Raw genomic sequence first — 13622 nt, 5'->3', positions numbered from 1 at the left:
CCGATGTTCCGTCCCGCCCGGCTCGCCGCCGCACTGGCGCTGCTCTTCACCGGCCTCGCGGTGCCCGCCGCGAACGCCGAGTCGCCACCGCAGTGGCAGCGGCTCACGCCCCCGCTGTCCACGCCGTGGACGAACGACGTCTCGCCGTCGAACGCCCTGCCCGAGTACCCGAGACCGCAGCTGACACGGTCGAAGTGGCAGAACCTCAACGGCGTCTGGGAGTTCGCCTCGGCCAAGCCGGGCGAGGCCGCGCCCGTCGGCCGGTCCCTCGGCGAGCGCATCCTCGTGCCGTACCCGGTCGAGTCCGCGCTGTCCGGGATCATGCGGCACGAGACGAACATGTGGTACCGCCGCACGTTCCAGCTGCCCCGCGACTGGCGCGGGCAGCGCATCCTGCTGCACTTCCAGGCGGTCGACTACGACGCGACGATCCTTGTCAACGGCCGGACCGTCGCGCGCCACACCGGCGGCTACGACGCCTTCTCCGTCGACGTCACCGACGCGCTGACCACGGCACGGGACCAGGAGCTGATCGTCGGCGTCGCCGACCCGAACGACCAGGGCGGGCAGCCGCTCGGCAAGCAGCGCAGGCCCGGCGACGGCATCTTCTACACGCCGACGTCCGGCATCTGGCAGACCGTCTGGATGGAACCGGTGGCCCCGGCCCACATCGACCGGCTCGACCTCACCCCGGACGTCGCGTCCGGGTCGGTCACGGTCAACGCCGTCGTCGGCGGCCCGGTGCGCCAGCGCGTCGAAGCCGTCGCCTACGACCACGGCCGCCCGGTCGGGCGCGTGAGCGGCGAGGCGAACAAGCCGTTGCAGCTCAAGGTGGACCGGCCGCACCTGTGGTCGCCGGACGACCCGTTCCTCTACGACCTGCGCGTGCGGCTCATCCCGTCGGGCGACGAGGCCGGCTCCTACTTCGGCCTCCGGTCGATCGGGCTCGGCAAGACCGCCGACGGCAAGCAGCGGATGCTGCTCAACGGCAAGTTCGTCATGCAGGTCGGCCCGCTCGACCAGGGGTTCTGGCCGGACGGCATCTACACCGCGCCGACCGACGCGGCCCTGAAGTTCGACCTGGAGCAGGAGAAGGCGCTCGGCTTCAACATGGTCCGCAAGCACATCAAGGTGGAACCGGACCGCTGGTACTACTACGCCGACAAGCTCGGCCTGCTGGTCTGGCAGGACATGCCGGCGATGAAGGACGACGTCGAGCCGTCCGCGGCCGCGCGCGTCACCTTCGAGTCGGAACTGAAGCGGATGATCGACCAGCACCGCAGCTTCCCGTCGATCGTCATGTGGGTGCCGTTCAACGAGGGCTGGGGCGACTACGAGGTCGGCCGGATCGCCGACCAGGTCAAGGCGTGGGACCCGACGCGCCTGGTCAACGCCGAATCCGGGGTCAACTGCTGCCGGTCCGAACCGGACAGCGGCCGCGGCGACGTCTACGACGACCACACCTACACCGGCCCGGGCGCACCGATGCAGAGCGGCCCGCGGGCGGCGGTCGACGGCGAGTACGGCGGTCTCGGCCTGAAGGTGGCCGGGCACGAGTTCGACGCGGCAGGCAGCTTCGCGTACGAGATGGAGCCCGACAGCGCGACACTGACCCGGCGTTACGGCGAGCTGCAGCAGCGGCTTCTCCAGGTCGCGCAGCGCTGCGGCGTGTCCGCGGGCGTCTACACGCAGACCACCGACGTCGAGAAGGAGGTCAACGGCTTCTTCACCTACGACCGGCAGGTGAAGAAGATGGACTTCGCGGCGGTCCGCGCGGCGAACCTCGCGGTGATCAAGGGCGCGACCGGCGCGCCGGTGGCCGGGCCATCGGTGCCGTCGGGCACGCCGGGCATCGACGGCATCGCCGCGTACCCGTTCGACGAGAACGCGGGCACGGTGGCGAAGGACATCGTGGGCGGCCACGACGCCACGCTCGTCGGCGGCGCGTCCTGGACCGCGGGCAAGAGCGGCTCGGCACTGGCGGTCAACGGTTCCGGCCAGTACGCGGACACGGGGGCGGCGCTGCTGAACACCGAAGGCAGCTACAGCGCGGCGGCGTGGGTGAAGTTCACCGCCGTGGGTGACGGCTTCCAGACGGTGGTGAGCCAGGACGGCGGCGACCACAGCGCGTTCTTCCTGCAGTACTCGGGCGCGGACCACCGGCTGGCGTTCAGCTTCGTGGGCACGCGGGCGCTGGCGCCGACGGCCCCGGAGCCGAACCGCTGGTACCACCTCGTCGGCGTCCGAGACGCGGCGTCGGGCACGTTGAAGCTGTACGTGGACGGCCAGCTGGCGGCCACGAAGAGCGTCTGCCTCGGCGAGGCGTCCACCGGGCACACGGTGATCGGCCGTGGCCAGTACGGCGGCGGCCCGGTCGACTTCCTCAACGGCGCGGTCGACCAGGTGCACGTCTACGACCGGGCACTGTCCGACGCGGACGTCAGCGCGCTGTACGCCAGTGGGAAGTAGGCACCCGTTGACCTGGAGTGCGCTCCAGCCCCTACTGTCGATCCCGTCAGGACGACCTGGGGGAAAGGAACCCGAGATGACCGACGAGCGCTTCGAGCGTGGCCTGAAGACCCTGAACGCGATCGACGGCGAGAGCGGGCAGCGTGTGCTCGACAACCTCGCCGACGTCTCCCCCGCACTGGCGGAGGCGGTCGTGTCCTGGGGATTCGGCGAGATCTACGCCCGCCCGGGGCTGCCGCCGCGGGACCGCCAGCTGGTCACCCTCGGCATGCTGACCGCGCTCGGCGGCTGCGAGCCGCAGCTGGAGGTGCACGTCAACGCGTCGCTCAACGTCGGGCTGACCCCGGCCGAGATCATCGAGGCGCTGCTGCACTCGGCTGTCTACTGTGGATTCCCGAAGGCGCTGAACGCGACGTTCACCGCCAAGAAGGTCTTCGCCGAGCGCGGCCTGCTCCCGGTGACCACGGACTGACGCACGCCGAGCTGAAGGGCACCTTCCTTGCATCTCGTGCAAGGAAGGTGTCCTTCAGCGCTGTTCGGCCTTCGCCCCGGCTTTCCGGCGCGACTTCACACGGCGATAGCTCCAGCCCAGCAGCGCGAACAGGATCACCGACGACAGGATCAGGCTCGACCCGGTGCTCCAGCCGCTGAACGGCAGCGACCGCACCAGTCCCCAGACGATCCCGGCGGCCAGCAGCGCCAGCCCGGCGAGCACCGAGCCGGCGATCCGCCACGGCGAGGACACGCTGTCCTCGGCCGCCTTCATCGCGCGGTCGCGGACCGGGTCGACGTACCGCTCGAGTGCCGGGAACTCCGAAGCGAGCACCAGCAGCCCGGCGAGCACCAGCAGCAGGCCGGGCCCGGGCAGGACGAGCAGCAGCACGCCGACCACCAGCAGGACCGCGCCCGCCGTCGCGATCAGGACGCGCTTGGCCTGTTTGCCGATCCCCACGCCACCACTCCCGTCGTTTCGGCCGATTCTTCCCGTCCCGGCCGGTGGGTGCCACTCACGAGAGCCTTTACCCGCGCTCCTACCACGACTAACGCGCAGAGCGTGGCCGCGGCGAGGGTGATCACCAGTCCGGGCCAGACGTACAGGATCTGCCCGAAGGTGCCCTGTCGGCCGGCGAACACGACGCTCATCAGCTCCGGCAGCAGCACCAGCGTCACCAACGGCAGCAGGCACGGCAGCAGCCGCAGCCCGGCCCGCCACCGGCCGGTCCGGCGGCCGGCCCACCGTCGCGCGTGGCGGACGCCGAGCACGGCGAGCACCACCGCGAGCAGGATGAACCCGGCGAGCACCCAGTCGGCGACGACCCCGGCGGGCAGCGACGGCTCCGGCGAGCCACCCGCCAGCAGCGTGGCCAGGCCCTGCGCCAGCGTCTCGGCGTCGTTGTCCAGGGCAAGGCCGGTGGGGGCGAAGACCGCGACGCCGTAGCCGCCGGGCAGCAGCACCTGCGCGGCCGTGTGGCTGAACCACTCGCCGGTGTGCGACAGCCGCCCGTCACCGCCGAGCCGCCAGCCCAGCGCGTAGTCGCGGCCGGGAGCCGGGGTGTGGGCGAGCGCGACCGACGACGGCGACAGGACACCCCCGCCGTCGCGCTGCGCGACCAGCCAGCGGGCCATGTCCTGCGCGGTGGTCAGCACACCGTGGCTGCCCCCGGTGAACCAGTCCCGCTCGGCGACGGGAACGGGGATGCCGAACGCGCGCACGTATCCGGGCGAGAGGTCCGCGGGCGGCGCGTCGACGGTCGTGCTGGCGGTCATCCCGAGCGGGAGGAACAGCCGCGTCCGCAGGTAGCCGTCGAACGGCTGCCCGGACACGACCTCGACGATCCGGGCGGCCACCTCGTAGTTCGGGTTGTGGTAGTGGAACTTCGTGCCGGGCTCGTCGGCGAGCTGCGCGTCCTGCAGGCGCGTGACGGCTTCGGCGAGGCTGTGCGGCTGCGGCAGCGTCAGGTCGGGGAACGCGGAGTCGGCCATCCCGGACGTCTGGTCGAGCAGCATCCGGACGGTGATCCGCGCGCCACGCGGGTCGGCGAGCCGGAACTCCGGCAGGTAGCGCGCCACGGGCTGGTCGAGATTGAGCCGTCCGGCTTCGGCCAGCTGGAGCACGGCGAAGGCGGTCATGGACTTGCTCACCGACGCGATCGGCAGCCGGGTCGACTCGGTGATCGGCGTCCCGGCGGAGTCGTGGCCGTACCCGGCGATGCGGACGACGTCGGCACCGTGGGTGACGGCGACGGCGGCACCGGGCAGCCCGGTGTGGTCGAGGTAGGCGCGGACGTAGGAGTCGACATCGGGGTGCGGCGCCGCCGCGGCCGCGGGGGTCGCGGTCCCGAGCAGCAGGGCCGCGAGCACGAGGAAAAGCCTGGTCATGGGGATCAAGGTAGGCAGCGAAGGGGCGCGTCGGCGCCTGCCGGACGGCTCCGCCGACCCCCTACTTTCGGCACCTTCTTGACGGCTCGTGTGCCTCGTCCTATAGTCAACATATCGGTTGATAAACAGATTGGTTGATAAAGATGGCGGTTGACGAGGAGGCTCTGGACCGGGCGTTCACCGCGCTCGGCGACCCGGTACGCCGGGCGATCGTCGCCCGGCTGTCCCGCGGCGAGGCGACGGTCAACGAGCTGGCGGAGCCCTTCGCGATCACCAAGCAGGCGATCTCCCGCCACATCCAGGTCCTGGAGCAGGCGGGCCTGATCACCCGAACCCGCGACGGCCAGCGGCGGCCGTGCCACCTCGTGCCGTCCGCCCTGGAGGCACTGACCAGCTGGATCGACAGGTACCGGCTGGCCACCGAACAAAGTCACCGGCGGCTCGACGCCGTCCTCGAAACCCTCAAGGAGCAGTCATGACCGGCACCACGATCACGGCCCAGCCCGGCACCCCGTTCATCGAGGTGACGCGCGAGTTCGCCGCCCCGAAGCCGGCGGTGTTCCGCGCCCACACCGAGCCGGACCTGGTCAAGCAGTGGCTGGGCCCGCGCGATTTGGAGATGGAGATCCTGGAGTTCGACGCGCGGTCCGGTGGCAGCTACCGCTACGTGCACCGGGCAGACCGCGGCGAGTTCCGGTTCCGCGGGGTGTTCCACAGCGTCGAGGAGGATTCGCGGATCATCCAGACGTTCGAGTTCGAAGGAGCCCCGGGCGAGGTCTGCCTGGAGACGATGACGCTCACCGAGACCGACGGCGGCACGCGAGTGCAGGTGCGGTCGGTGTTCCCGTCGGTCGAGGCACGGGACGCGATGGTGGCGAGCGGGATGGAGTCCGGCATCGTCGAGGGGTACGAGCAGCTGGACGAGCTACTGGCGAAGGAAGCCTGAGATGCCGGTGGTCGCCAGCTTCTGCATGTCGCTGGACGGATTCGTGGCACGGCCCGACGACAGCGTCGGGCCGCTCTTCGATTGGTACACGGCGGGCGAGGTCGAGCTCCCGATGGTCGGCTACCCGACGACGTTCCGTGTGGCCCCGGCCAGCGCCCGGTATCTGGCCGACTTCCTGGAGTCGATGCGCCACAGCGCCTTCGTGTGCGGCCGCAGGGTGTTCGACTACACAAACGGCTGGGGCGGCCGACCGCCGGGCGCCGGAGCGGCCTTCGTCGTGACGCACCGCCCACCGGCAGAACCGGTGCCACCGTTCAGGTTCTGCCCGGACGTCCCCACGGCCATCTCCCTCGCCAAGGCGGCCGGCGACGGGACCGTCGGGGTCTCCGGGCCGAGTATTGCGCAGCAGTGCCTGAAGCTCGGGCTTCTCGACGAGGTGCGGATCGATCTCGTTCCGGTTTTCCTCGGGGAGGGGATCCGGTACTTCGAGAATCTCTCCGCCGGGGATGCCCTCGCTGGAGTGCGTGGAGGTTGTTGCCGGGGAAGGGGTTACGCACCTGCGGCATCGAGTATGTCCGTCCTTTGCGGAGTAACCGATCGAGTGATGACAGGTGTTCGATGATCGGGCAACCTGGGTTTGTGGACAGAACCTTCGCCCTGCACGCCGATGCGGTCGCCATCGCCGACCGCATCGGTGAGCTGCTCGCGACCATGCGGTCCTGCGAGGCTGCGCTCGGTGCTCTCCTCGTCGGTGTGGAGCAGCGCGGGGTCATGGATCTCTTCGGATACCGTTCCGTGGCGCGGCTTCTGGAGCACCTTGCCGATCTTCCACGGCAGGCCGCGGAAGTCTTGGTCAAGCGGGCCCGGCACCTCCAGCCCGGCCTTGCCCTCGATGGCACGCCGCTTCCTGCTTTGGCTCCCGAGGTTGCTGTCGTGGCCCGCGAGGGACGGTTGAGCAACCCGATGATCGACACCATCGTCGGTGTGCTGCGGGATACTCCTCTTGAGCACCGGGACCGGGTTGAGCAGGACCTGCTGGGCTTTGCGGCTGATGCTGGGCACAAGCAGGTCGCTGTTCTCGGTGCACGGATCCTGGCCCACCTTCATCCCGACGGCCAGCCCCCTCAGGAAACCGAACCCGCCCGCCCCGACCGCGAACTTTCCTTGCGACGCAAAAGATCCGGAGTCTGGGAGCTACACGGCCGGTTCGATGATGAGACCGGCACCCGGGCCAGCGCCGTCCTCGACGCCCTCGCCCAGCGGCGCTCCACCGACGAAGGCCCGGATCTGCGCTCCCCGCTGGAACGCTACGGCGATGCGTTCTCCGATGCGATGGATCTCGCCGCCAACTCGCCCGAACTCCCCATGCAGGCCGGGGAACGCGCCCACGTGATGGTCGCGATCTCCCTCGAGGACTTGAAGACCGGCATCGGCAAAGCCATCCTCGGTGATACCGGCAGCATCTCCGCCGCCGAAGCACGCCTCCACGCCTGCGACTGCATGATCATCCCCGCAGTGCTGGGCAGCCACAGCGAACCCCTCGACGTCGGACGCCTCCGACGCCTCGTCCCACCCGGTATCCGCCGGGCCCTATACCTGCGCGACCGGGGATGTGCGTTCCCGGGCTGCCATCGACCACCCCGACACTGCCAAGGCCACCACATCCGCCACTGGTCCGAAGGCGGACCCACCGAACTAGGCAACCTGGTCCTGATGTGCGCCCACCACCACCGGCTGCTGCACCGTTCTGGCTGGGAAGTCCGGATCGCGGCCGACGGCCTACCAGAGTTCCTGCCACCAACCTGGCTGGACAAACGCCGAAAACCCCGACGCAACAACCTCCACGAACCGCTGCCATTCGCAGCGTAACCGGGGACAGGCCCGCAGCCACACGGCTACGGGCCTACACCCACGTCCCAAGTTGTTCGGTGATCGCCGCGCAAGGCCGCGCCTCCACTCGGGACTCAGCCGCTCCCCCAAGCATCGCTCGCACCCCACATCACAGCCAGCCGAACCCCCGCCCCCCAACAGGACCAACCTCACCCCCCGAACTCCAGCGCCCCCGTCCACTCGTCCAAGCACCGCGCCCCACGGCCGGCCCACTGATCGCCTCGCAAGGCAGCACCTCCATCCAGAACCCCAGCGAAACCCGGACAGTCCCCAAGTCCCCGCGACGTCACACCCCAGCACCAACCTCGTCCCGCCCACACCCTCCCACTCGCCCAAGCAACCGCGACGCCCCGACAAGCAAGCCACCCCGGCACCCAGCCTCCAGCGCCACCGGCCAGCCGTCCAAAGCACCGCGCCCCGGCCAACCAACCGAATTCCAGGACCAACCCGACCGCCAGACCAGCCCACGCCCCAACCGAAGCAACCCAACCAACAAGAAAGGGCCCGCAGCCACCGGCCACGGGCCCCACTCACCAGAACCTACCTACTCCGCAAGCAGCTGCTCAAACGGCACGAACTCCGGAGCCCCAGAGTCCCCAACCCGCCCCTCAGCCAAGGAAGCCAGCTCCCCACCAGCCTTCTCGATCCGCCGCTGCAGAGCACCCTCCCCGCTCCCCCAGTCCGAAGAAGCGGCATAGACCCCGGTAGCCACCGGATCGGCCTTGAGATACCCGAACAACGGCCGCAGCTGATAGTCCAGTACCAGGGAATGCCGCTCCGTCCCGCCCGTGGCTCCGAGCAGTACCGGCTTCCCCACCAGGGAATCCGCGTCCAGCACGTCGAAGAATGACTTGAACAACCCGCTGTACCCGGCCGTGAACACCGGCGTGACCGCGATCAGCGCGTCCGCTCCGGTCACCGTCTCGATCGCCGAACGCAGCGCCGGGCTCGGAAATCCCGTCAGCAGATTCTTCGTCACGTCCAACGCGATATCGCGCAGCTCCACCACGGAAACCGACACCGGCGAGCCGGCCGCGGCGACCGTGGCCGCGGCCAGGCGGTCTGCCAGGAGCCTTGTCGACGACGGGACCGACAGGCCCGCCGTCACCACCGCCAGCTTCATACCAGCGCTCCCTTCAGCGATTCGTGCGTCGGTGCCTCCGGGACGTGCGCCGGGCGCAGTGCGTCCAGTTCCTTGCGCAGCACCGGGATCACCTGCTCACCCAGGAGGTCCAGCTGCTCCAGGACCGTCTTCAGCGGCAGGCCCGCGTGGTCCATCAAGAAGAGCTGGCGCTGGTAGTCGCCGAAGTGCTCGCGGAAGGTCAGCGTCTTGTCGATGACCTCCTGGGGGCTGCCCACCGTCAGCGGTGTCTGGTCGGTGAACTCCTCCAGCGACGGCCCGTGCCCGTACACCGGCGCGTTGTCGAAGTACGGCCGGAACTCGTTCCACGCGTCCTGGGACCGCGGGCGGATGAACGCCTGGCCACCCAGCCCGACGATCGCCTGGTCCGCCGATCCGTGGCCGTAGTGCTCGTAGCGCTGGCGGTAGAACCCGATCAGCTGCTGGAAGTGCGAAGTCGGCCAGAAGATGTGGTTGGCGAAGAACCCGTCACCGTAGTACGCGGCCTGCTCGGCGATCTCCGGGCTGCGGATGGACCCGTGCCAGACGAACGGCGGGACCCCGTCGAGCGGGCGCGGCGTGGACGTGAAGCCCTGCAGCGGCGTGCGGAACTTGCCCGACCAGTCGACGACGTCCTCGCGCCACAGCTTCCTCAGCAGCGCGTAGTTCTCGATCGCCAGCGGGATGCCCTGGCGGATGTCCTGGCCGAACCACGGGTACACCGGGCCCGTGTTGCCGCGGCCCATCATGAGGTCGACGCGGCCGTCGGCGAGGTGCTGCAGCATCGCGAAGTCCTCGGCGATCTTCACCGGGTCGTTCGTCGTGATCAGCGTCGTCGACGTCGACAGGATGATCTTCGACGTCTGCGCCGCGATGTAGCCGAGCATCGTCGTCGGCGACGAGGGCACGAAGGGCGGGTTGTGGTGTTCGCCCGTCGCGAAGACGTCGAGGCCGACCTCCTCCGCCTTGAGGGCGATGCGGACCATCGCCTTGATCCGCTCGTGCTCCGTCGGCGTGGTGCCGTTCGTGGGGTCGGTCGTGACGTCGCCCACCGTGAAGATTCCGAACTGCATGACCTGACTCCCTTCGCGAGCCCCCACCTTACATGCGCGTTCAACTACTTCCAAGCAAGAGATATTCCGGCCGTCAGGTCCCCGGAAGGCACCAAGTAAGGTCAAGGGCATGGACGCGGAGCTCGCTCGGCTGGGCCTGTCGGAACGTTCGGTACGACTCCTCACGGGCCGCGACATCTGGGCCTCGATCACCCCCCTGCTCACCCCGCGCAGGAACCTCGTGGCCGCCTTCGGTCACGTCGGTCCCGGCGCGGCTGCCCTGCTACCCCTGGAACCCGGGGACACGCTGATCACGGACGCGAGCCTCGACATGGTGCAGTCGGGCGCGACGAGCCCGCACGCCCTGCTGCACTGGGTGAAGGCCGGCGTGATCGTGCACTCGCTGCGCGGGCTGAACGCCAAGCTGGTGATCGCCGAGGACGACCCGTCGTTCGTCGTGGTCGGCTCGGCCGACGTCACCGCCGCCGGCCCGCGGCAGCTGTTCGAAGCCGTCACGGTCTCGCACGAGAAGCACACCGTCGAGGAGGCACAGGAGGCCTGGCTCGAGTGGTGCGACCTCGCCGGGCCCGCCCTGACCGCGGGCGACCTGGAGCCGCTGCTGGAGCAGTACGGCGCCGGCAAGCCCGCACCGCGGACGGCGGCGGCCCGGACCGCCACGCCCGCCCGCCCGGTGGTGACCAGCCGCCCGGCGACGCCGGTGCGCCCGGCCGCCGCGACCCCGCCGCCCTCGCCGGTGCGGCCCGCAGTCCCGCCGTCTTCGCCGGTCCGGCCAGCAGTCCCGCCGTCCTCACCGGTGCGGCCCGCGGTCCCACCGTCGTCCCCGGTCCGGCCCGCAACGTCCGCAACGCCCGGCACACCCGCAGCGCCCGGCACACCCGCAGCGCCCGGAACATCCGCAGCGCCCGCGACCCCGCCGCCCGCACCGGTCGCCGAGACGCCGCCCACACCGGTTCGCCCGGCCCCGCCGATCGAGTCACCCACCACAGCGGAACCGGTTGCTGCACCCGGCGTGGCGAACGAGCCGAGCCCCGAAAGCACCGACGTCCCGCGCCCGGCCTGGCCGCGGCCTGCCGAGCTGTACCTGGTCAGCCTCGTCGAAGGCGGCGAACCGTCCGCCGAGGCCGAGTACCGCCTGGAAGAACTCGCCCGCGAGTACACCCACCCCGGCGAAAACGGCGAATCGCCGTTCCGCGTCGAGCTGTTCTGGGCCGACGACGGCCAGGGCCAGGACCCGCCGCGCACCCTGCGCCCCGGCGTGCACGTGATCCGCGTCTACAGCCAGAAGCAGGGCCGCGCGCTGGTCGGGTCGCGGATCGAGGCGCCGGGCCTGGTGCTGCACGCCTACGCCGACGAGTTCGCCTACCCGCGGCGCACGTACTGCTACGTGCTGACCCGCGAGTCGGCGGCCAAGCCGGTCTTCGGCGACCTCCGCAAGGCACTCGCCGCGATCGGCGAGAAGCCGAACTTCCGGAACAGCTTCCAGGTCCCGCGGAAGATCGAAGCCCTGCTGGGCCTGTGGCCCGACCTGGGCTACGACCCCCGTTAGGGGCGGCCTTCGCCACTCCCGGGACGCCCGGCGCGCGAAAACTGTCGGGGCGGGCGGATATCCTGCACTACGGTGCAGGCCAGTCCGCACCACCACCAGCACTTTCGCGAGCCACGATCCGGGAGAACGACCCTGTGACTGCCGAGACCTTGTACGGGGCCGACGACCTGACGCATCTCGAAGGTCTCGAAGCCGTCCGCAAACGCCCCGGGATGTACATCGGCTCCACCGACAGCCGGGGCATCAACCACCTCTTCTCCGAGGTCGTGGACAACTCCACGGACGAGGGCGTGGCCGGCTACGCGACGAAGATCGTCGTCACGCTGCACGCCGACGGGAGCGTCCAGGTCGACGACGACGGCCGCGGCATCCCGACCGGCACCCACGCCAAGTCCGGTTTGTCCGGCGTCGAGCTGGTGCTGACGCGGCTGCACGCCGGCGGCAAGTTCGGCGGCTCCGGCTACAAGACCTCCGGTGGCCTGCACGGCGTCGGCGCTTCGGCGGTCAACGCGCTGTCGCACCGCTTCGACGTCACGGTGAAGCAGGACGGCAAGGTCCACCAGATGTCGTTCAAGCACGGCGTCCCGGGCACCTTCGACGGGCCGGGCCCGAAGGCGAAGTTCACCCGCCGGTCGGGGCTGAACGTCGTCGGGAAGATGAAGCGCGGCGAGCGCAGCGGCACGTCCATCCGCTACTGGTACGACGCGCGCTACTTCGAGTCGGGCGCGGCCTTGGACGTCGAAGGCGTGCGGACCAAGCTGCGCAACACCGCCTTCCTCGTGCCCGGCGTCACCTACGTGCTGCGCACGGCCATCGAGGACACGATCAACGAGGAGACCTTCCACTTCCCGAACGGACTGGTCGACATGGTCGACTTCCTCACCCCGTCGGGCGAGAAGCCGGTCTGCGGCACGCTGCTGATCACCGGCGAAGGCACCTACAAGGAGAACGCGGCCGACGCGGCGGGCGTCATGCAGTCCAATGTGGAGCGTCACGCCGAGGTCGAGGTGGCGCTGCGCTGGGGCACCGGCTACGAGCGCACGGTCGAGTGCTTCACCAACACGATCCGCAACGTCCACGGCGGCACCCACCGCCGCGGCTTCGACCGCGCGGTGACGAAGGCGTTGCAGGAGGCCATCTCCAAGACCCGCGGGCTGCTCAAGCCCAAGGAGGACATGCCGACGATCGAGGACGTCCTCGAAGGCATGACCGCGGTGATCCACGTCCGGCTGCCGGAGCCGCAGTTCACCTCCCAGACCAAGGACGAGCTGTCCACCACCGGCATCACCCGGGTCATCCAGGGCATCGTCGACAAGCACGTCAAGGCGTGGACCGAGGACCGCAAGACGAAGTCCGAGGCCAAGGTCGTGCTGCAGAAGGTGGTCGACGCCTCCCGCGTCCGGCTCACCCAGAAGCAGCAGAAGGACGCCGCCCGGCGCAAGACCGCGCTGGAGGGCGCGGCGATGCCGGCGAAGCTGGTCGACTGCCGCACCACCGGTGTCTCGCGCAGCGAGCTGTTCCTCGTGGAGGGCGACAGCGCGCTCGGGTCGGCGCGGATGGCGCGCGTGTCCGAGTACCAGGCGCTGCTGCCGCTGCGGGGCAAGATCCTCAACGTCCAGAAGGCCTCACTCGGCGACACGCTGAAGAACGCCGAGATCGCCTCGATCGTGCAGGTGCTCGGCGCGGGTACCGGCCGCACCTTCGACCTGTCGGCGATGCGCTACGGCCGGGTGATCCTGATGGCCGACGCCGACGTCGACGGCTCGCACATCCGGACGCTGCTGATCACGCTGTTCGCGAAGTACATGCGCCCGGTGATCGAGGACGGCAGGCTGTATGCGGCGATGCCGCCGCTGCACAAGCTCGTCACGAAGGGCCGCAACCCGGAGACGCACTTCACCTTCACCCAGCGGGAGATGGAGCAGAAGTTCGCCGAGCTGGAGCGGGCGGGCAAGAACATCGTCACGCCGGTGCCGCGGTTCAAGGGTCTCGGCGAGATGGACGCCGACGAGCTGTGGGAGACCACGATGAACCCGGCGACGCGCTCGGTGCGCCGCATCACCCTCGACGACGCCGAAGCCGCGGAGGCGGCGCTGGAACTGCTGATGGGCGAGAAGGTCGAGCCCCGGCGGAACTGGCTGGTCGCCTCCTCCGACCGGGTCGACCGCGAAGCCATCGACGCCTGATTTTCCTCAGCTA

General features: G+C 70.0%; 12 protein-coding genes. 8 read left to right on the top strand and 4 right to left on the bottom strand.

Annotated features, from left to right (window positions below; genetic code table 11):
* Positions 1 to 3 precede the first annotated feature (3 nt).
* Positions 4 to 2469: a LamG-like jellyroll fold domain-containing protein gene (locus ABJI51_RS24255; RefSeq protein WP_348953665.1), complete on the top strand. Its 2466-nt coding sequence runs from the start codon at positions 4 to 6 to the stop codon at positions 2467 to 2469.
* 76 nt (positions 2470 to 2545) lie between these two features.
* Entirely contained in the window at positions 2546 to 2941 is a 396-nt protein-coding gene (locus ABJI51_RS24250) for a carboxymuconolactone decarboxylase family protein (protein ID WP_348953664.1), read from the top strand.
* A 54-nt stretch (positions 2942 to 2995) separates the two neighbouring features.
* Here ABJI51_RS24250 and ABJI51_RS24245 read toward each other — a convergent pair whose 3' ends face one another.
* Entirely contained in the window at positions 2996 to 3421 is a 426-nt protein-coding gene (locus ABJI51_RS24245) for a PGPGW domain-containing protein (protein WP_348953662.1), read from the bottom strand.
* Positions 3388 to 4848, bottom strand: a complete 1461-nt coding sequence (locus tag ABJI51_RS24240) for a serine hydrolase domain-containing protein (RefSeq protein WP_348953661.1) — start codon at positions 4846 to 4848, stop codon at positions 3388 to 3390. The genes ABJI51_RS24245 and ABJI51_RS24240 overlap by 34 nt, the downstream gene beginning before the upstream one ends.
* A gap of 143 nt (positions 4849 to 4991) precedes the next feature.
* On the opposite strand from ABJI51_RS24240, the gene ABJI51_RS24235 reads away from it, so the two are divergent.
* From ABJI51_RS24235 to ABJI51_RS24220, 4 genes are all read left to right on the top strand, one after another.
* On the top strand, positions 4992 to 5327 hold the full coding sequence (locus ABJI51_RS24235; RefSeq protein ID WP_348953659.1) for an ArsR/SmtB family transcription factor: 336 nt from the start codon (positions 4992 to 4994) through the stop codon (positions 5325 to 5327).
* A complete protein-coding gene (locus ABJI51_RS24230; protein WP_348953657.1) occupies positions 5324 to 5794 on the top strand; it encodes an SRPBCC family protein in 471 nt (156 codons plus the stop codon). The genes ABJI51_RS24235 and ABJI51_RS24230 overlap by 4 nt, the downstream gene beginning before the upstream one ends.
* 1 nt (position 5795) lies before the next feature.
* Positions 5796 to 6416, top strand: coding sequence for a dihydrofolate reductase family protein (locus tag ABJI51_RS24225; RefSeq protein ID WP_348953656.1), 621 nt, complete (start codon positions 5796 to 5798; stop codon positions 6414 to 6416).
* An 89-nt stretch (positions 6417 to 6505) separates the two neighbouring features.
* A complete protein-coding gene (locus ABJI51_RS24220) occupies positions 6506 to 7663 on the top strand; it encodes an HNH endonuclease signature motif containing protein (RefSeq protein WP_348953973.1) in 1158 nt (385 codons plus the stop codon).
* 565 nt (positions 7664 to 8228) lie between these two features.
* On the opposite strand, the gene ABJI51_RS24215 is transcribed toward ABJI51_RS24220, so the two are convergent.
* Both ABJI51_RS24215 and ABJI51_RS24210 read right to left on the bottom strand, forming a co-directional pair.
* Positions 8229 to 8807: an FMN reductase gene (locus ABJI51_RS24215; RefSeq protein WP_348953655.1), complete on the bottom strand. Its 579-nt coding sequence runs from the start codon at positions 8805 to 8807 to the stop codon at positions 8229 to 8231.
* Positions 8804 to 9877, bottom strand: coding sequence for an LLM class flavin-dependent oxidoreductase (locus ABJI51_RS24210; RefSeq protein ID WP_348953654.1), 1074 nt, complete (start codon positions 9875 to 9877; stop codon positions 8804 to 8806). The genes ABJI51_RS24215 and ABJI51_RS24210 overlap by 4 nt, the downstream gene beginning before the upstream one ends.
* A 109-nt stretch (positions 9878 to 9986) precedes the next feature.
* On the opposite strand from ABJI51_RS24210, the gene ABJI51_RS24205 reads away from it, so the two are divergent.
* The gene (locus ABJI51_RS24205) at positions 9987 to 11423 is read left to right on the top strand and encodes a phospholipase D-like domain-containing protein (RefSeq protein WP_348953653.1); all 1437 of its coding nucleotides are present in this window, start codon (positions 9987 to 9989) and stop codon (positions 11421 to 11423) included.
* A 134-nt stretch (positions 11424 to 11557) separates the two neighbouring features.
* The gene (locus ABJI51_RS24200) at positions 11558 to 13609 is read left to right on the top strand and encodes a DNA gyrase/topoisomerase IV subunit B (protein ID WP_348953652.1); all 2052 of its coding nucleotides are present in this window, start codon (positions 11558 to 11560) and stop codon (positions 13607 to 13609) included.
* The last annotated feature ends 13 nt before the right edge of the window (positions 13610 to 13622 follow it).

Origin of the sequence: Amycolatopsis melonis (assembly GCF_040064235.1) — a bacterium.
Lineage (GTDB): Bacteria > Actinomycetota > Actinomycetes > Mycobacteriales > Pseudonocardiaceae > Amycolatopsis > Amycolatopsis melonis.
Note: the sequence above shows the minus strand (reverse complement) of the source record. Positions and strands in the feature narration are given on the sequence as shown.